Origin of the sequence: Caballeronia sp. LZ008, assembly GCF_031451435.1 — a bacterium.
GTDB classification, from domain to species: Bacteria; Pseudomonadota; Gammaproteobacteria; order Burkholderiales; family Burkholderiaceae; genus Caballeronia; species Caballeronia zhejiangensis.
The window spans coordinates 1,195,492-1,213,353 of the sequence record NZ_JARUXK010000001.1; the positions used below are offsets into that span (position 1 = coordinate 1,195,492).

Below are 17,862 nucleotides of genomic sequence, written 5' to 3' on the forward strand. Positions count from 1 at the left end.
ATCTTGCGCAGATGAAACAGCCGCGAACGGGCTCGCGCGCGTGGCTCCTGACCGATACGCCCGCGTCGCCGCGTCAAGCCGCGCTCGGGCGCGCGTATCGGCGCTGGCGGCGGTTCTCGTCGAATCCGTTGAGCATGCTCGGACTCGCGATCCTGCTGCTGCTGATCGTAGTCGCGGCGTTCGGGCCGATGCTCGTCACGCAGGATCCGTTGCAGCAGGTGCTCGCCGAACGTCTGACGCCGCCCGGCGCGGCGCACTGGTTCGGCACCGATCAACTCGGCCGCGACATCCTTTCGCGGCTCGTGCACGGCTCGCGCCTGACGCTCGCGATCGCGATGCTCGTCGTCGTGCTCGTGGTGCCGGTCGGGCTTTTGATGGGCACGGTGGCGGGTTATTGCGGCGGCATCGTCGATACGGTGCTGATGCGCTTGACCGACGTCGCGCTCGCATTTCCGAAGATCGTGCTCGCGCTCGCGTTCGCCGCCGCGCTCGGGCCGGGCGTGCTCAATGCGGTGATCGCGCTGTCGATCACCGCGTGGCCGCCGTATGCGCGTCTCGCGCGCGCGGAGTCGCTGCGGCTCGCGCAGGCCGATTACATCCATGTGGCGCGTCTGCAAGGCGCTTCGCATCTGCGCATTCTGCTGCGGTATATCGTGCCGCTGTGCTCGTCGTCGGTGATCGTGCGCGCGACGCTCGACATGGCCGGCATCATTCTCGCCGTCGCCGGTCTCGGCTTTCTCGGACTGGGCGCGCAGCCGCCGAGCCCGGAATGGGGTTACATGGTCGCGGCGGGCCGCAACGTGCTGCTCGACGCGTGGTGGGTCGCGACGATTCCCGGCCTCGCGATCCTCGCGGTGAGCCTCGCCTTCAACCTGCTCGGCGACGGTCTGCGCGACGTCTTCGATCCGCGTCACGGAGGCTGACATGCCCGATGCGCTGGCTGAAATCGACGGACTGGACGTGGCCTTCGCGAGCCATGACGGCGTGCTCATGCCCGCCGTGCGCGGCGTATCGCTGACGGTGCGGCGCGGCGAGCGGCTCGGCATCGTCGGCGAATCGGGATCGGGAAAATCGCTGACGGGGCGCGCGCTGCTCGGCCTGCTGCCGCCCGAGGCGAAATGGTCGGCTAAGGCGCTGCGTTTCGAAGGGCAGGACCTGCTCGCGATGCGCCCGAAAGCGCGCCGCCGCCTGTGCGGCACGCGCATGAGCATGATCCTGCAGGATCCGAAGTTCTCGCTGAACCCGGTGATGACCGTCGCGCAGCAGATGCGCGAAACCTTTGTGCGGCAGGGCGTGAAAGAAGGCCGGCGCGCGTTGCGCGAGCGCATCGTCGCAGCGCTGGAAGCGGTGCATATCCGCGATCCGCAGCGTGTCGCGGATGCGTATCCGCACGAACTGTCCGGCGGCATGGGCCAGCGCGTGATGATCGCGATGATGGTCTCGGCCGGCCCGCGCCTTCTGATCGCCGACGAACCCACGAGCGCGCTCGATGTCCTCGTATCGATGCAGGTGCTTGCCGTGCTCGACGAGATGATCGCGCGCCACGACACCGGCCTCGTGTTCATCAGTCACGATTTGCCGCTCGTGATGTCGTTCTGCGACCGCGTCGCGGTGATGTACGGCGGTCGCGTCGTCGAGACGTGCGCGGCGCGCGATCTCGTTCACGCGACGCATCCGTACACGCGCGGGCTGCTCGAAGCGAATCCGCCGCTCGTGAATCCGCCCGACGAGTTGCCGGCGCTGCGCCGCGACCCCGCGTGGCTCGATGAAGGCATCGCGCGATGATCGAAATCGAGCGCGCGCTCATCCGCTTCAAGACGAAGAGCGGTCACGTCGACGCCGCGCGCGACGTTTCGCTGCGCGTGGAAGAGGGCGAGGTTTTCGGACTCGTCGGCGAATCGGGCAGCGGCAAGTCGACGTTGTTGCGCGCGCTCGCCGGGCTGACGCCGCTGTCGGGCGGCAGGATAAGCATCGGATCGCGCCCTGGAAGCCGCGACGTGCAGATGGTGTTCCAGGACCCCTACGGCGCGCTGCATCCGCGCTTCACCGTCGACAAGACCTTGCGCGAGCCGCTCGCGATCAACGGCATCGGCGACGAAGACACGCGCATTCTCGCCGCGCTCGCCGAAGTCGGGCTCGGTCCGGCGTATCGATTTCGCTATCCGCATCAGTTGTCGGGCGGGCAGCGCCAGCGCGTGTCGATCGCGCGCGCGTTGATCGTCGAGCCGCGCGTGCTGCTGCTCGACGAGCCGACCTCCGCGCTCGATGTCTCCGTCCAGGCGGAAATCCTGAACCTGCTGCGCCGCCTGCATCGCGAGCGCAAGCTGACGATGATCCTCGTGAGCCACAATCTCGCCGTGATCGGCTTTCTTTGCCAGCGCGTCGCGGTCATGCGCAACGGCGAAATCGTCGAGCAACTGGGCGTCGATGCCGTGCGTTCGCGCGACGTTACGCACGAGTACACGCGCCGGCTTCTGCTCGCGACAGAAGGCTACACGCGACAGAACGCGTAGTCGTCGTACAAGCACAATCGTCATGACGCGGTCAATGGATGTTGCGCGAACGACGCATAAGCACGGCGATAAGCCCGGTATACGACGACGCGCGGCGGGCCGGCTTGTCTTCGACGAAACCGGTGCCGCCGCCGCTGATAGAATGTGCGCTGGATTGTCGAGACGTGCCGAACAACGCGCGAGCGTGGTTTTCCGGCTGCCTTCCGACTTCGAGCTAACCAACGGAAATCGTGACAGACCGCGCCCGTTCGCGGGTGAAAACCGGTCGTAATCCCCGATGAAATTGCTAGATGCTTTGGTCGAACAGCGGATCAACGAAGCCGCTGCGCGTGGCGAGTTCAACAACCTGCCGGGCGCGGGCGCACCGCTTCACTTCGACGACGACACCCTCGTGCCCGAGGAAGTGCGCGTCGCCAATCGAATCCTCAAGAATGCGGGCTTCGTCCCGCCGGCAGTCGAACAGCTTCGCGCGCTGCGCGGGCTTCAGGAAGAGTTCGACAAGGTGACGGACCCCGCGGCCCGTTGCCAGCTGCAAGCCAAGATGCTCGCGCTCGACATGGCGCTCGAGTCGCTGCGCGGCGGCGGCTGCGTGCCGCATGAATATCGCCGGCGCATCGCGGAGCGTTTGTCCGAGCGCGCGCAGTCGCGCGTGGCGGTGGACGTCAAGTGACCGGCCTGCCGGATGCGGCCGATCCCGCGCCCAGCGCTCAAATCGCCGATCCTTCCAGCGAACGCGATCGCCGCTTCATGGCGCTCGCGCAACGCGCCGCCGACGAAGCCCGTCGCGCGGGCGAAGTGCCCGTCGGCGCGGTCATCGTGCTCGGCGACGAAGTCATCGCCACCGGCTTCAATCATCCGATTCGCGGACACGATCCGTCCGCGCATGCCGAGATGGCCGCGCTGCGCGCCGCCGCCCAATCGCTCCAGAACTACCGCTTGCCGGGCTGCGAGCTCTACGTGACGCTCGAACCTTGCCTGATGTGCGCGGGCGCGATCATGCACGCGCGCATCTCGCGCGTCGTCTACGGCGCCACGGACCCGAAAACGGGCGCGTGCGGCAGTGTCGTCGACATGTTCGCGAATGCGCAGCTCAATCACCACACCACCGTGACGGGCGGCGTGCTCGCGGATGAATGCGGGCATGCGCTCAAGAATTTTTTCGCCGAGCGCCGCCGCCTCGCGCGCGACGAACGCGATGCGCGCCGCGCGCGCGAAGCCGGGCAACCCGCCGCCGATTCATCTGATCGACTAACAACATCGTGAAATCACGCACCATCGACCTCGTTGCGCCCTCTGGCTATCCACACGATCCGGCGGCCGTCGAGCGCGGCATCGGACGGTTGCGCAGGGAAGGGCATCGGCTCGAAAACGTCGACGCGACGCGCCGACGCTTCCAGCGCTTCGGCGGCACCGATGCGGAACGCGCCGCCGATCTCAATCGTCTTGCGGATGCATCGCGTCCGTTACCTGACATCGTACTTGCGGTGCGGGGCGGATACGGCGCGTCGCGCATCCTGCACGGCCTCGACTACACCGGGCTGCGCAGGCTCGCGGATCAGCCGGTGGCGATCGTCGGCCACAGCGATTTCACCGCGATTCAGTGCGCGCTGTTCGCGCACGCCGGTGTGAAAAGCTTCGGCGGACCGATGTTCGCGGGCGATTTCGGCGCCGAGCAGGTCAGTTCGTTCACGATGCAGCACTTCTGGAACGCGATCTCGCGACCGAGTTTCACCATCACGAGCCATACGCCGCAGCAACAGACCGTCGACGCGACCGGCATGCTGTGGGGCGGCAATCTCGCGATTCTGGCGTCGCTCGTCGGCACGCCGTATCTGCCGCCGGTCGAGGGCGGAATCCTGTACATCGAGGATGTCAACGAGCATCCGTTTCGCATCGAGCGGATGATTTATCAGCTGTATCAGGCGGGCGTGCTCGGTCGGCAGCAGGCGATCGTGATGGGGGAGTTCTCCGGCGGCCGTCTGTCGGACTACGACAACGGCTATTCGCTCGACGCGATGATCGAGCAGGTGAGGTCGGTGACGGGCATTCCGGTGGTGACAGGATTGCAGTTCGGACACGTCGAAAATCTGCTGACGCTGCCTTTCGGTGCGGCGGCGCACCTTATCGCGAGCGAGCGGGGCTTCACGCTGAAACTTTCCGATTACCCGCATCTGGCTTGAGTCCGCGTGGCAAGGCGCTCAAGCGAGCGCCTTATTTTTAGCTCGGCCCTGCAACTAACTGTCGGTTCATGCACCGTCCGCGACAACTGCGTGCACCACGTCGGCGCTAGAATTGTCGACAAAAAAGAGGCGACAATGCTGACAAAAACTTGTGGAATCTGCTGCGATGCCCGCCGATATTGGGCCTCAGCAAAACGCGGTACTCGAAAAACGCGCGGTAACCGATAATTCTAAAAATGAATTGTTGACAATCTTTATGTCGATTCTAAGATGCTTAACATGCAAGCGAGCACATCATGTCCGACACCAAGCGTAGTGCTGCACCGAACGCTGCAGATTCCGCTCCCAACGGGGCGAACGCCGAGTCGATCGCCGAGAACATCCGCGCCGCGATCCTCGAGCATCGGCTGGCGCCGGGCGCGAAGCTGACCGAAGCGCAGTTATGCGAGGTGTTCGCCGTGAAGCGCGGCACCGTCCGCCAGGCGCTCGCGCAACTGTCGAACGAACGGCTCGTCGATCTGGAGCCGAATCGCGGGGCGTTCGTCGCGAGTCCGTCGTTGCAGGAAGTGCATGAAGTGTTCGAAATGCGCCGCATCATCGAATTGGCCGTGGTGGACCGAATTGCGCAAGGGCACGGCGTGCGTCGGCTGAAGTCGATCAGCGCGACGATCGGAAAAGAGCGCCGCGCTTTTGAAAGCCACGATTTTTCGTCGTGGATCCGGCTCTCCGGCGAGTTTCACACCGAACTCGCGGCGCTTACCGGCAACACGGTGCTGTGCGAATGCCTGTCGGGACTCGTCGCGCGTTCGACGCTGATCTCGGCGCTGTATGAATCGCTCGGCAAGAGTTCGTGTTCGTTCGAAGATCACGAAGCGATTCTCGCCGCGCTCGATGCAGGCGATGCAGCGAAAGCCGGCGTGTTGATGGCGCAACATCTGCGCGACGTCGAACTGAAGATGCTGGAGCGGCCGGCACGCGGCGCGGTCGATCTGAAGGAAGTGTTCATAAAGCCCGCCGAGCGCGAACGAGCGCTCGATATGTAAGGCAGACAGACGGCAGATCGGACTATCTGCCATCGGCTGAATCAAGCAGGACTAAATAACTGGAGACCGTGCCTCGCGCTTCGCGCGAAGGCGCGTGGAGAGTCGCACGCTTTGAAAATCCGTAGCGTGTATCGCACCGAACAGGACGCTCGTGTGAGCGTGAAATGAAAGCCGCCGCAGGGCGGGCGTGCCGGGCCGATGCCTCGCGCGCTCTCGGCCTCATGCCCGAAGGCGAAAACGCAAATCCGAAGAATGCCGCGCGGGATGGAGACATCCGACACGTCAGCGAAGGCATCCGATCGAAGCTTGAACCCCGAGCATTTGCAGTTTTCTCATCACGCAAGCAGCCAATGAAGGAGACGTCATGGCCCAGTTCAGTGCATCCGGCAGCTCAACCCTGCCGCCGCTCGACAACGAGTATGAAGAGCAACATCTGCCCGCCGGTTACAGCGACCGGCTTTACAACGAGGACCTCGCCCCGCTCAAGAATCAGACCTGGGGCGCGTACAACATCTTCGCGTTCTGGATGTCGGACGTGCACAGCGTCGGCGGTTATGTGTTCGCCGGAAGTCTCTTCGCGCTCGGCCTGACGAGCTGGCAGGTGCTGGTATCGCTGCTGATCGGCATTGGGCTCGTGAACGTGCTGTGCAATCTGATCGCCAAACCGAGCCAGGTGGCGGGCGTGCCGTATCCCGTCGCGTGCCGCGCCACGTTCGGCGTGCTCGGCGCGAACATTCCGGCCGTGATCCGCGGGCTCATTGCGGTGGCGTGGTACGGCATTCAGACATATCTGGCGTCGAGCGCGCTCGTCATCGTCGTGCTGAAGTTCGTGCCGTCGCTGATGCCTTATGCCGACGTCCACAAGTACGGCTTCGTCGGGCTTTCGGCGCTCGGCTGGGCGGGCTTCATGCTGCTTTGGGTGCTGCAGGCCGTCGTGTTCTGGCGCGGCATGGAGATGATCAAGAAGTTCATCGACTTCGCCGGTCCCGCCGTCTACGTCGTGATGTTCATTCTCGCCGGCTATATGGTGTGGCGCGCGGGCATCGACAATATCGGCCTGAACCTCGGCGGGGTGAAGTATCACGGCACGGAAGTGATTCCCGTGATGATCACCGCGATCGCGCTCGTCGTTTCGTACTTCTCCGGCCCGATGCTCAACTTCGGCGACTTCTCGCGCTACGGCAAGAGCTTTCGCAGCGTGAAGCGCGGCAATTTCTGGGGCCTGCCGGTCAACTTCCTGGCGTTCTCGGTCGTGACCGTCATCACGACTGCGGCGACGCTGCCGGTCTTCGGCCAGCTCATCACGGATCCGGTGGAAACCGTCGGCCGCATCGACCATCCGTCTGCTGTGATTCTCGGCGCGCTGACCTTCACGATCGCGACCATCGGCATCAACATCGTCGCGAACTTCGTGTCGCCGGCCTTCGACTTCTCGAACGTCGCGCCGAAGCTCATCAGCTGGCGCATGGGCGGCATGATGGCGGCGGTCGCGTCGATCTTCATCACGCCGTGGAACCTGTTCAACAACCCGGCCGTGATCCACTACACGCTGGATATTCTCGGCAGCTTCATCGGACCGCTGTATGGCGTGCTGATCCTCGACTTCTATCTCGTGAAACGCGGCAAGCTGGTGGTCGACGATCTCTACACGGTGTCGGAACAGGGCAAGTACTGGTACACGAAGGGCGTGAACCGCCGCGCGGTGATGGCGCTCGTGCCGGCCGCCGTGCTCGCGACGCTCTGCGTGATGGTGCCGGCGCTCGAAGCCGCTGCGAACTTCTCGTGGTTCATCGGTGCGGGACTCGGCGCGGTGTTCTATTACTTCCTCGCGGATCGCAAGCGCGGAGTCTAAAACGATAGCTGGAACCTGAGAGAATTTTTCAAAGGCAGTGTGGAGACAGCAATGCGCATCAAACTGATCAACCCCAACACGACGCAGCGCATGACCGACTCGATGGGCCGCTGCGCCCGCGAGGTCGCCGCGCCCGGCACGGAGATCGTCGCCGTCAGCCCGACGATGGGCCCGCCGTCCATCGAAGACTATTACGACGAGGCGGTCGCGTCGCTCGGTCTGCTCGCCGAAGTGGAAGCGGGCGAAAAGCAGGGCTTCGACGGCTATGTGATCGCGTGCTTCGGCGATCCGGCCCTTTACGCCGCACGCGAACTGGCGCGCGGCCCGGTGATCGGCATCGCGGAGGCGGCGATGCATGCCGCGAGCGTCATCGCGCCGGGATTTTCCGTCGTCACGACGTTGCAGCGTACCGTCGGCATGGCTTGGCATCTGGCGGAGCGCTACGGCATGGAGCGCTTCTGCAAAAACGTCCGCGCGACAGACGTCCCCGTGCTCGAACTGGATGTGCCGGGGTCGCCGGCGCGTCGGACGATCATCGACGAATGCCGGCGCGCGCTCGACGAAGACGGCTCGGACGCCATCGTGCTCGGCTGCGCGGGCATGGCGGAGTTCTGCCGCGAAGTGGAGGACGCGATCGGCGCGCCGGTGGTTGAGGGCGTGACGGCCGCGGTGAAATGGGCGGAGGCGCTCATCGCGCTGAAGCTGCACACGGCGAAACGCGGCGACTACGCGCGCCCGCTCGCGAAACGGTACGACGGCGTGCTGTCGGATTTCAGCCCGCGCCGATAGCCTTTTCGCCGGACACATACCGATGACGTGACCCGGATTATGCGCCCTGATGTATGGGCGCGTCCGGGTCTTTTAGCTACACTGAATCGTCGACAATCCCGTTTTTTCAACGCTTGAGCAGAACGCCAGCCATGTCACTCGATCCGAACTACCCACGCGATTTGATCGGCTACGGCCGCCACCCGGTGCAGGCGAACTGGCCGGGACGGGCGCGCGTCGCCGTGCAATTCGTGCTCAATTACGAAGAAGGCGGCGAGAATTGCGTGCTGCACGGCGATCCGGGCTCCGAGCAGTTCCTGTCGGAGATCGTGGGCGCGGCGGCGTATCCGTCGCGTCACATGAGCATGGAGTCGATCTACGAATACGGTTCGCGCGCGGGCGTGTGGCGCATCCTGCGCGAGTTCGAGAAGCGCGGCATGCCGCTGACGATCTTCGGCGTCGGCATGGCGATTGAGCGGCATCCCGAAGTGGCGAAGGCGTTCGTCGAACTGGGGCATGAAATCGCGTGTCACGGCTATCGGTGGATTCACTATCAGGACATGTCGCCGGAGAAGGAAGCCGAACACATGCGCCTCGGCATGGAAGCGATCGAGCGCGTGACGGGCGTGCGGCCGCTCGGCTGGTATACCGGGCGCGATAGCCCGAATACGCATCGGCTGGTCGCGGAATACGGCGGTTTCCTCTACGACTCGGACTACTACGGCGACGACCTGCCGTTCTGGACCGAAGTCGAAGTGACGGGCGGCGAGAAGAAGCCGCATCTGATCGTGCCGTACACGCTCGACACCAACGACATGCGCTTCGCGACGCCGCAAGGCTTCAACACGGGCGATCACTTCTTCACGTACCTGAAAGACGCGTTCGACGTGCTCTACGAAGAAGGCGACGAAGCGCCGAAGATGCTGTCCATCGGCATGCACTGCCGCTTGCTCGGCCGGCCGGGGCGCTTTCGTGGCCTGCAGAAATTCCTCGATCACATCGAGAAGCATGATCGCGTGTGGGTTACGCGGCGTGTCGACATCGCGCGTCACTGGCGCGAGCAACATCCTTTCGAAAAAGCTAACAACGGGACGGCGGCATGAAGGCGATGCACTACACACTCGACCAACTCAACACCATGCCCGCCGACACGTTCGTGACGGTGCTCGCGGGCATTTTCGAGCACTCGCCGTGGGTGCCGGAAAGAGCGGCGCAACAGCGCCCGTTCAAGGACATCGACGCGCTGCATCGCGCGATGTCGCAGATCGTCGAAGAGGCCGGCGAAGACAGGCAGCTCGCGCTCATCAACGCGCACCCGGAGCTCGCGGGCAAAGCGGCGGTGCGCGGCGAGCTGACCGCCGAATCGACGCGCGAACAAAGCGGCGCGGGCCTGAATCTGTGCACGCAGGAAGAGTTCGACAGGCTTCAGTCGCTGAACGCGCAGTATCGCGAGAAATTCGGGTTTCCGTTCATTCTCGCGGTGCGCGGCTATGACCGTCACGGCATCATCGCGAACTTCGAAGCGCGCGTGAATCACGACCGCGCCGAAGAATTGCGCACGAGTCTCGACCAGATTTACCGGATCGCGGGCTTCAGGTTGAACGACCTGATTCAAGCGGCGTAATCCGCAAACAACCGTAAACGAACGAAAAGAAGGACAGAAACAAATGGCAATCCCGACACTCGATCCCAATGCGCCCGACTTCACGCGCCGCTATGTGAACCTGGCGGACCCGCGTCTGGGCGCGCAGGCACTCGAGGCGAGCGACGATTTCTTCGCGCCGAAGGAACGCATGCTGAATCCCGAGCCGGCGGTGTTCATTCCCGGCAAGTACGACGATCACGGCAAGTGGATGGACGGCTGGGAAACGCGCCGCAAGCGCACGACGGGCTATGACTGGTGCATCGTCAAGCTCGCGCGTCCGGGCGTCATCAAGGGCATCGATGTCGACACGAGCCACTTCACCGGCAACTTCCCGCCGGCGGCGTCGATCGAAGGGGCGCATGTCGCCGACGGCGCACCGAATCAGTCGACGCAATGGACGGAGATCGTCCCGTCGACGACGCTGCAGGGCAACAGCCATCACTATCTCGAAGTCGAGGTCCAGCAGCCGTTCACGCATCTGCGCGTGAACATCTATCCGGATGGCGGCATCGCGCGTCTGCGGGTCTATGGCCAGCCGCAACTCGACTGGAGCAACGCGGACAAGCATGCGCTCGTCGATCTCGCCGCGATGGAAAACGGCGCGTACATGGTCGGCACGAACAATCAGCACTTCGGTCTCGCATCGACCTTGCTGATGCCGGGCCGCGGCGTGAACATGGGAGACGGCTGGGAAACGCGCCGGCGTCGCGAGCCGGGCAACGACTGGTGTATCGTCGCGCTGGCGCAGCCGGGCGTCATCAAGAAGGTCGAAGTGGATACCGCGCACTTCAAGGGCAATTTCCCCGACCGCTGCTCGCTTCAGGCGGCATACGTGAAGGGCGGCACGGACAGCTCGCTCGTCACGCAGGCGATGTTCTGGCCGATGCTGCTCGGCGAACAGAAACTGCAGATGGACAAGCAGCATTTTTTCGAGTCCGAACTCGCCGCGCTCGGCCCGGTGACGCACGTGCGCTTCAATATTTATCCTGACGGCGGCGTGTCGCGTCTTCGTCTCCTCGGAACCCTTGCATGATGAAGAAACTCGCTATCGAACCGTTGACGCGCGCAGCGTTCAAGCCTTATGGCGATGTCATCGAACTCGATGGCGCCAAGCAGATTCCAATCAACCTCGGCACCACGATCCGCTTCCACGATCTGTGCAACGTCGACGTGACGGACGGCGGCGGCCACGCGATCGTCAATCTGTTTCGCGGCCAGCCGCGCACGCTGCCGTTCGAATGCAAGATGATGGAGCGTCATCCGCTCGGCAGCCAGGCGTTCATTCCGCTCGATGACCGGCCGTATCTCGTCGTCGTCGCGCCCGCGGGCGATCTCGACGAATCGAAGATCCGCGCCTTCGTCACGCGCGGCTGGCAGGGTGTGAACTATGCGAAAGGCGTGTGGCATCACCCGCTGCTCGCGCTGGGGAAGGTGAGCGATTACATCGTCGTCGATCGCGGCGGCGGCGAAGGGCACAACCTCAACGAGCAGGATCTGAAGGAATCGCTCTGGCTGACCGAAGACGCGCTGCGATAGGCGCATCGAAAGCAGCACCCGCGCAGTGACGAAAGACCGGAACGCACCTCCGGTCTTTTTTTTCGTCACAGCGCCGCCCACACCACCCGATATCGCCGCCTTCCCACCCGAAATCTCCGTTGAACGGGACAGACCCGCCCCTTACCCTTGACGGACGGCTTGCATCCGGCCAGCGTCCGCCTCGGGACCGTCCGGTGCCGCACTAATAAATACGGAGACAGCATGAGCGATTCGGCCAGGAGGCGCGCGAGCGTAAGCGGTAACGATCAGTATGACTACATAGTGGTCGGGGCAGGATCGGCGGGATGCGCGGTCGCGAGCCGCCTTGCCGACCAGCAAGGGGTCACGGTCGCATTGCTGGAGACCGGCCCGGACGATCATCACTACACGGTGTGGGCGCCCGTCGGCGTGGCGAAGCTGGCGGTGAAGGAAAATGTGCGCAACTACGGTTATCACACGCTGCCGCAACCGTCGCTGAACAACCGGGTGTCGTTTCAGCCGCGCGGCCGCGGACTCGGCGGCAGCTCGTCGATCAACGGCATGCTGTATGTCCGCGGTCATCGCAACGATTACGATCGATGGGCGCAACTCGGATGCCGCGGCTGGAGCTACGAAGAAGTCCTTCCGTACTTCCGCAAGGCCGAGTCGAACGGCCGGATCCGCAATGGTCTCGACGACGCCTTCCACGGCGCGCAAGGCCCGCTGCACGTCTGCGATCAGCGCACGCTCAATCCGTTCAGTCAGCGCTTCATCGACGCCGCGTTGCAGGCGGGCATGCGGCTCAATCACGATTTCAACGGGCAGCATCAGGAAGGCGTCGGGCTATATCAGGTCACGCAGTACAACGGCGAGCGCTGGAACACCGCGCGCGCGTATCTGCATCGCGGCGACGCAGCCGATGCATCGCTCTGCGGCGGCCGCGACTCGCTCTCGGTGATGACCGGCACGATCGCGCTGCGCATCGAGTTCGACGGCAAGCGGGCGACCGGCGTGCGCGTCGTGCGCGATGGCGTCGAGCGCAGCCTGCGTGCGCGTCGCGAGGTCATCGTGTGCGCGGGCGCGTTCAATTCGCCGCAACTGCTTCTGGCATCGGGAATCGGCCCGGCCGCGCATCTGCGCGAGATGGGTATCGATGTCGTGCACGATCTGCCGGGCGTCGGCGAGAACCTGCAGGATCACATCGACATCACGATCAAGAAGGCCGTGCCGACCGCCGATCTCTACGGCTACTCGTGGCGCAACATCGCGCGCATGATTCCGGAGCTGATGCGCTACAGGCGCGACCGCACAGGCATGTTCGCATCGAACATCATCGAGGCGGGCGGCTTCACGCGCAGCCGCGAAGGGCTCGCGGAACCCGATCTGCAGTTCGCGTTCATTCTCGCGCTCGTGGGCAGCCGTGGCGACGGCGCGGGCAGGAAAGCGCCGCCGGGATACAGCTGTCACGCGACCAACCTGCGCCCGAAAAGCCGTGGCGTGCTTCGCCTCAAGTCGTGCGACATGCGCGATGCGCCGCTCATCGATCCGCGCTATCTGAGCGTGGAATCCGACATGGACAACCTCGTGACCGGCGTGCGGCTCATTCGCCGGATTTTCTCGCAGCCCGCGCTTGCGCAAGCGGGCGGGCGCGAGCTCATGACCGACGATTTCGGCCCCGGCGAGGGCGATGAGCGCGCCATTCGCGCTTACATCCGCGAGCATGCGGACACGCTCTTTCATCCGGTCGGGACATGCAAGATGGGCGTCGATGAACTCGCGGTCGTCGACCCCGACCTGCGCGTGCGCGGCATCGATGGTCTGCGCGTGGCCGACGCCTCGGTCATGCCGACGATCATCGGCGGCAACACGAACGCGCCGACCATCATGATCGCGGAGAAGGCCGCGGATCTCATTCGTGCCGCCGTCTCCACCGAGACGCGCGTCGAGGCAATCTAATTCAGCAGGGAACATCGCATGCAAAACGGTGACACACAGGCGCTGCCGAAACCTTATCCGCCGTCGCTGCCGGCGACCGCGGCGACGCGCGCGGAGCACGAGCGCGCGCTGCACGAACTGCCTCCCGACGATCCCGACGAGGAAGCGGACGCGCGGCGCGGATTCATCGGCACGGTGCCGGACGCCGAGGTGCGCGGCGCATATGGCCAGCTCGTCTGGAGCCTCGCGGACTACGCGTTTCTGAACGAGCCCGAGGCGCCCGACACCGCGCATCCGTCGCTGTGGCGTCACGCCCGCATCAATTCGCTGCACGGCCTTTTCAAGGTGACGGAGCGCATCTATCAGGTGCGGGGTTTCGACGTCTCGAACGTCACGTTCATCGAGGGCGACAGCGGGCTCATCGTCATCGATCCGCTGACATGCAAGGAAACCGCCGAGGCCGCGCTCGCGCTCTATTGCGCGCATCGGCCGAAGCGTCCGGTCGTGGCCGTCATCTACAGCCATAGCCACGCGGATCATTTCGGCGGCGTGCGCGGCGTCACGAATGACGCGGATGTGCAGGCCGGGCGCACGGCGATCATCGCGCCGGCCGGGTTCATGGAAGAGGCGGTGTCGGAAAACGTGATGGCCGGCCCGGCGATGGCGCGCCGCGCGCAGTTCCAGTTCGGCCACACGCTCGCGCGCAACGCGTGCTGCCAGATCGATGCCGGCATGGGCAAGACCATGCCGCGCGGCACGATCACGCTGATTCCGCCGACGCAGCTCATTCGGGAGCCGCTGGAGACGCATGTCATCGACGGCGTCGAGATCGTTTTCCAGCTGACGCCGGAAAGCGAAGCGCCCGCCGAAATGCATTTTTACTTCCCGCAGGAGCGCGCGCTCAATCTCGCGGAGAACGGCACGCGCTCGCTGCACAATCTGTGTCCGCTGCGCGGCGCGAACGTGCGCAATGCGCAACGCTGGGCGCGCTATCTGGGCGAGTCGCTGGAGCGCTTCGGACGCCACGCGGATGTCGTGTTCGCGCAGCACAACTGGCCGACTTGGGGCCGCGAGCGTATCGCCGGATATCTCGAAGCACAGCGCGATCTATACAAGTATCTGCACGATCAGACCGTACGCATGATGAATCGCGGCATGAACGCGGCCGAGATCGCCGAGGTCATGCGCCTTCCCGATTCGCTTCACGCGCTGTGGCACGCGCGCGGCTATTACGGCACGGTGTCGCACAACGTGAAAGCGATCTATCAGCAGTATCTGAGCTGGTACGACGGCAATCCGTCGAATCTGCACGCGCTGCCGCCGGAACTGGCGGCGCCGCGCTACGTCGAGTACATGGGCGGCGCGGATGCCGTGCTCGAACGCGCGCGCCGGGATTTCGGCAAGGGCGAATATCGCTGGGTCGCTCAGGTGATGAATCATCTCGTGTTCGCGCAGCCGCAGTTGCTCGAAGCGCGCGCACTGGGCGCGGCGGCGCTGGAGCAGATGGGCTATCAGGCCGAATCGGCGACGTGGCGCAATGCGTTCCTTCTGGGTGCGCGCGAGTTGCGGGAAGGGCATCGCGCGGCGACGCAGTTCGCGAGCCGCAGCCGCGACATGGTGTGCGCGATCACCGAAGACATGTTCTTCGACTATCTGGCGGTGCGTATCGACGGGCTGAAGGCACAGAATCTGACTGCGCGCTTCGACTGGCGTTTCAGCGATGTCGACAAGCGCTTCTCCGTGAATCTGCAGCACGGCGCGCTGACGTGGTCCGCGCTGCCGTGTGCGTTGCCGCCGCACGCGCAGATCGACATGACGCGCGAGACGCTGAATCTGATCCTCTGCGGCGAAACCGGCTTCGCGGGCGCACTGCGCGAAGGTCAGATCCGCGTCACGGGCGATCTCGACGCGTTCAAGTCGCTGCTCGGCGCGCTCGAACAGGTCGACAACGACTTCAACGTCGTGGAACCGTAAGCGGCGCGTCGTTATCGCGTATCGAAAGGCCGGTGCGGGCGCGCCGGCCTTTCGCGTTTCGGGGCGCGCTCTTTATCGAACGGCTAAGATAGTCGGCCCAGACGAGCCTGAAACAAGGAACCACGCATGATCGATCTTCGCAGCGACACCGTCACCCGTCCCAGTCAGCCGATGCTCGCCGCGATGACCGCGGCCAAAGTCGGCGACGATGTCTGGGGCGACGACCCGACCGTCATCGAATTGCAAGGCAGGCTCGCGGAGCGCACGGGCAAGGAAGCGGGCCTGTTCTTTCCGAGCGGCACGCAGAGCAACCTCGCGGCGTTGATGGCGCATTGCGCGCGCGGCGACGAATACATCGTCGGCCAGCAGGCGCACACGTACAAGTACGAAGGCGGCGGCGCGGCGGTGCTCGGCAGCATCCAGCCGCAGCCGATCGAAAACGCGCCCGACGGCGCCTTGCCGCTCGACAAGATCGCGGCGGCGATCAAGCCGATCGACAATCACTTCGCGCGCACGCGTCTGCTCGCGCTCGAAAACACCATCGGCGGGAAGGTGCTGCCGGCGTCTTATGTCGCGGAGGCGACGCAACTCGCGCGCAGTCGCGGTCTGTCGACGCATCTCGACGGCGCGCGCGTATTCAATGCGGCGGTGGCATCGGACAAACCAGTCGGCGAACTGTGCGCGCCGTTCGACTCGGTTTCCGTCTGCTTCTCGAAGGGGCTGGGCGCGCCGGTCGGTTCGGTGCTGGTCGGATCGAAGGCATTGATCGATGTCGCGAGCCGCTGGCGCAAGGTGCTCGGCGGCGGCATGCGCCAGTCGGGCGTGCTGGCGGCGGCGTGTCTGTATGCGCTCGATCATCACGTCGATGGCCTCGCGCAAGACCACGACAACGCCGCGCATCTCGCCGCCGGCCTCGCACAGATCGATGGCATCAAGATTCAGTCGCACGCGACGAACATGGTTTTCGCGCAGATTCCCGAGGCGCATTGCGCGCGGCTCGAAGCCTTTCTGAAGGAGCGCGGCATCCTCACGCAGATGCTCTATGCGTCGCGCTTCGTCACGCATCGCGATGTGTCGCGCGCCGATATCGACACGGTCGTTCGCGCGGTGAAGGATTACTTCGCACGTTGAAGGTCGAATGAAAAATGCCCCGCTTCCGAACGAAGCGGGGCATTTCATTGCGCGCAGCGGCAAGCTTATTCGACAGCGCCGCCTGCAAACCACGCCGCCACCTTCTGACGCTCCGCATCCGTCATTTGCGTGACGTTGCCGAGCGGCATCGCCTTCAGCGTCACGGCCTGCTGATGCACGCGCTGCGCATTCTGCTTGATTTCCGCGGGCGTATCGAGCAGGACGCCGGCGGGTGCGCTGCCCATCATCGTCGGATGCGCGGAGTGGCACGTCGCGCAACGCTGCTGGATGATCGGCTGAATGTCGGAGACCTTGATCGTCGGCGCGCCTGCGGCCTGGGCGACGGGCACCGAAGGTGCGGGCATCGTCCACGCGAACGCGCCGAGCACCAGCACGAGACCCGCGACCGGCATGTACCACAGCACCTGGCCGCGATGGCGCATCACGAAGAACTGGCGAATCAGCGCCCCCGCCAGCATGATGAGCACGAGGATCAGCCAGTTGTACTTGTGCGTGTAGGTCATCGCGTAGTGGTTCGACAGCATCGCGAACACCACCGGCAACGTGAAGTACGTGTTGTGCACGGAGCGCTGCTTACCGCGCTTGCCGTAGATCGCGTTCGGCGTTTCGCCCTTGAGCATCGCGGCGACCATCTTGCGCTGGCCCGGAATGATGACGAAGAACACGTTCGCCGACATGATCGTCGCGATCATCGCGCCGGTGATCAGATACGCCGCGCGGCCCGCGAACACATGGCACGCGATGAACGCAGCGATCAGCACATAGATGCCGACGCAGATGCCGAGCAGCTTGTCGTTGGTGCCGAGCACGCGGCACAGCGTGTCGTACACGATCCAGCCGGCTATCAGAAAGCCGAGCGCGGTCGATACGGCGACCACCCGACCCATGTCGAGCACGCTCTTGTCGATGAGATACGTGCTCGGCGCCATCAGATACAGCACGAAGAAGAGGCCGAAGCCCGACATCCACGTCGTGTACGACGGCCAGAACGACCAGTGCAGGTTTTCCGGCATGTCCTGCGGCGCGACGGAATACTTCTGCATGTGATAGAAACCGCCGCCGTGAACGTGCCAGAAATCGCCGAACACGCCGCGTCGGCGCGCGTTCGGGTCGGTTGGCGGTTTCAAACTGTTGTCCAGCGCGACGAAATAGAACGATTCGCCGATCCACGCGATCGCGACGATGACGTGCAGACAGCGCAATACGAGATTGAGCCAGTCGGTGACAAAGCCTTCCATGTACTCCTCCACTACCGATTCGTTATGTGCTTGTGGGGTTCAAGCGA

General features: G+C 64.3%; 17 protein-coding genes. 16 read left to right on the plus strand and 1 reads right to left on the minus strand.

The window, feature by feature from the left end:
- The first annotated feature begins 11 nt into the window (after positions 1-11).
- The 16 genes from nikC (at position 12) to ltaE (ending at position 16,556) form a co-directional block, all read left to right on the plus strand.
- On the plus strand, positions 12-923 hold the full coding sequence (gene nikC / locus QCE49_RS05645; protein WP_008350036.1) for a nickel transporter permease: 912 nt from the start codon (positions 12-14) through the stop codon (positions 921-923).
- Between the two features lies 1 nt (position 924).
- Entirely contained in the window at positions 925-1,785 is an 861-nt protein-coding gene (locus tag QCE49_RS05650; RefSeq protein WP_250456402.1) for an ABC transporter ATP-binding protein, read from the plus strand.
- Positions 1,782-2,513: an ABC transporter ATP-binding protein gene (locus QCE49_RS05655; protein WP_250456401.1), complete on the plus strand. Its 732-nt coding sequence runs from the start codon at positions 1,782-1,784 to the stop codon at positions 2,511-2,513. The genes QCE49_RS05650 and QCE49_RS05655 overlap by 4 nt, the downstream gene beginning before the upstream one ends.
- 277 nt (positions 2,514-2,790) lie before the next feature.
- Positions 2,791-3,183: a DnaJ family domain-containing protein gene (locus QCE49_RS05660; RefSeq protein ID WP_033537251.1), complete on the plus strand. Its 393-nt coding sequence runs from the start codon at positions 2,791-2,793 to the stop codon at positions 3,181-3,183.
- On the plus strand, positions 3,180-3,776 hold the full coding sequence (tadA, locus tag QCE49_RS05665) for a tRNA adenosine(34) deaminase TadA (protein ID WP_409017153.1): 597 nt from the start codon (positions 3,180-3,182) through the stop codon (positions 3,774-3,776). Before QCE49_RS05660 ends, tadA begins: the two co-directional genes overlap by 4 nt.
- Positions 3,770-4,693, plus strand: coding sequence for a muramoyltetrapeptide carboxypeptidase (ldcA, locus tag QCE49_RS05670; protein WP_174447754.1), 924 nt, complete (start codon positions 3,770-3,772; stop codon positions 4,691-4,693). Before tadA ends, ldcA begins: the two co-directional genes overlap by 7 nt.
- A gap of 296 nt (positions 4,694-4,989) precedes the next feature.
- Entirely contained in the window at positions 4,990-5,736 is a 747-nt protein-coding gene (locus QCE49_RS05675) for a GntR family transcriptional regulator (protein ID WP_250456400.1), read from the plus strand.
- A gap of 364 nt (positions 5,737-6,100) precedes the next feature.
- On the plus strand, positions 6,101-7,588 hold the full coding sequence (locus QCE49_RS05680) for an NCS1 family nucleobase:cation symporter-1 (protein WP_175979998.1): 1,488 nt from the start codon (positions 6,101-6,103) through the stop codon (positions 7,586-7,588).
- Between the two features lie 51 nt (positions 7,589-7,639).
- Positions 7,640-8,377, plus strand: a complete 738-nt coding sequence (locus QCE49_RS05685; protein WP_250456399.1) for an aspartate/glutamate racemase family protein — start codon at positions 7,640-7,642, stop codon at positions 8,375-8,377.
- 131 nt (positions 8,378-8,508) lie between these two features.
- Entirely contained in the window at positions 8,509-9,459 is a 951-nt protein-coding gene (gene puuE / locus QCE49_RS05690) for an allantoinase PuuE (RefSeq protein ID WP_008350018.1), read from the plus strand.
- On the plus strand, positions 9,456-9,980 hold the full coding sequence (gene uraD / locus QCE49_RS05695; protein WP_008350016.1) for a 2-oxo-4-hydroxy-4-carboxy-5-ureidoimidazoline decarboxylase: 525 nt from the start codon (positions 9,456-9,458) through the stop codon (positions 9,978-9,980). Before puuE ends, uraD begins: the two co-directional genes overlap by 4 nt.
- 43 nt (positions 9,981-10,023) lie before the next feature.
- A complete protein-coding gene (alc, locus tag QCE49_RS05700; protein ID WP_250456398.1) occupies positions 10,024-11,034 on the plus strand; it encodes an allantoicase in 1,011 nt (336 codons plus the stop codon).
- Positions 11,034-11,537 carry an ureidoglycolate lyase gene (locus tag QCE49_RS05705; RefSeq protein WP_033537260.1) on the plus strand — a complete coding sequence of 168 codons (504 nt, stop codon included), beginning with the start codon at positions 11,034-11,036 and terminating at the stop codon, positions 11,535-11,537. The genes alc and QCE49_RS05705 overlap by 1 nt, the downstream gene beginning before the upstream one ends.
- A gap of 222 nt (positions 11,538-11,759) precedes the next feature.
- On the plus strand, positions 11,760-13,472 hold the full coding sequence (locus tag QCE49_RS05710) for a GMC family oxidoreductase (protein ID WP_250456397.1): 1,713 nt from the start codon (positions 11,760-11,762) through the stop codon (positions 13,470-13,472).
- A gap of 18 nt (positions 13,473-13,490) precedes the next feature.
- Positions 13,491-15,425, plus strand: coding sequence for an alkyl/aryl-sulfatase (locus tag QCE49_RS05715; RefSeq protein WP_250456396.1), 1,935 nt, complete (start codon positions 13,491-13,493; stop codon positions 15,423-15,425).
- Between the two features lie 126 nt (positions 15,426-15,551).
- Positions 15,552-16,556 carry a low-specificity L-threonine aldolase gene (gene ltaE / locus QCE49_RS05720; protein WP_008350005.1) on the plus strand — a complete coding sequence of 335 codons (1,005 nt, stop codon included), beginning with the start codon at positions 15,552-15,554 and terminating at the stop codon, positions 16,554-16,556.
- 65 nt (positions 16,557-16,621) lie between these two features.
- Here the strand turns inward: ltaE and QCE49_RS05725 are convergent, their stop codons facing one another.
- Positions 16,622-17,815: a urate hydroxylase PuuD gene (locus QCE49_RS05725; protein ID WP_309805788.1), complete on the minus strand. Its 1,194-nt coding sequence runs from the start codon at positions 17,813-17,815 to the stop codon at positions 16,622-16,624.
- Positions 17,816-17,862: the final 47 nt, after the last annotated feature.

Bases quoted from the DNA above. Each gene is read 5' to 3' on its own strand.
- alc (WP_250456398.1), top strand. From the start codon at position 10,024: ATGGCAATCCCGACACTCGATCCCAATGCGCCCGACTTCACGCGCCGC.
- QCE49_RS05660 (WP_033537251.1), top strand. From the start codon at position 2,791: ATGAAATTGCTAGATGCTTTGGTCGAACAGCGGATCAACGAAGCCGCT.
- QCE49_RS05715 (WP_250456396.1), top strand. From the start codon at position 13,491: ATGCAAAACGGTGACACACAGGCGCTGCCGAAACCTTATCCGCCGTCG.
- QCE49_RS05705 (WP_033537260.1), top strand. From the start codon at position 11,034: ATGAAGAAACTCGCTATCGAACCGTTGACGCGCGCAGCGTTCAAGCCT.
- QCE49_RS05650 (WP_250456402.1), top strand. From the start codon at position 925: ATGCCCGATGCGCTGGCTGAAATCGACGGACTGGACGTGGCCTTCGCG.
- QCE49_RS05685 (WP_250456399.1), top strand. From the start codon at position 7,640: ATGCGCATCAAACTGATCAACCCCAACACGACGCAGCGCATGACCGAC.
- nikC (WP_008350036.1), top strand. From the start codon at position 12: ATGAAACAGCCGCGAACGGGCTCGCGCGCGTGGCTCCTGACCGATACG.
- QCE49_RS05675 (WP_250456400.1), top strand. From the start codon at position 4,990: ATGTCCGACACCAAGCGTAGTGCTGCACCGAACGCTGCAGATTCCGCT.
- QCE49_RS05655 (WP_250456401.1), top strand. From the start codon at position 1,782: ATGATCGAAATCGAGCGCGCGCTCATCCGCTTCAAGACGAAGAGCGGT.
- ltaE (WP_008350005.1), top strand. From the start codon at position 15,552: ATGATCGATCTTCGCAGCGACACCGTCACCCGTCCCAGTCAGCCGATG.
- puuE (WP_008350018.1), top strand. From the start codon at position 8,509: ATGTCACTCGATCCGAACTACCCACGCGATTTGATCGGCTACGGCCGC.
- QCE49_RS05725 (WP_309805788.1), bottom strand. From the start codon at position 17,815: ATGGAAGGCTTTGTCACCGACTGGCTCAATCTCGTATTGCGCTGTCTG.
- QCE49_RS05680 (WP_175979998.1), top strand. From the start codon at position 6,101: ATGGCCCAGTTCAGTGCATCCGGCAGCTCAACCCTGCCGCCGCTCGAC.
- uraD (WP_008350016.1), top strand. From the start codon at position 9,456: ATGAAGGCGATGCACTACACACTCGACCAACTCAACACCATGCCCGCC.
- QCE49_RS05710 (WP_250456397.1), top strand. From the start codon at position 11,760: ATGAGCGATTCGGCCAGGAGGCGCGCGAGCGTAAGCGGTAACGATCAG.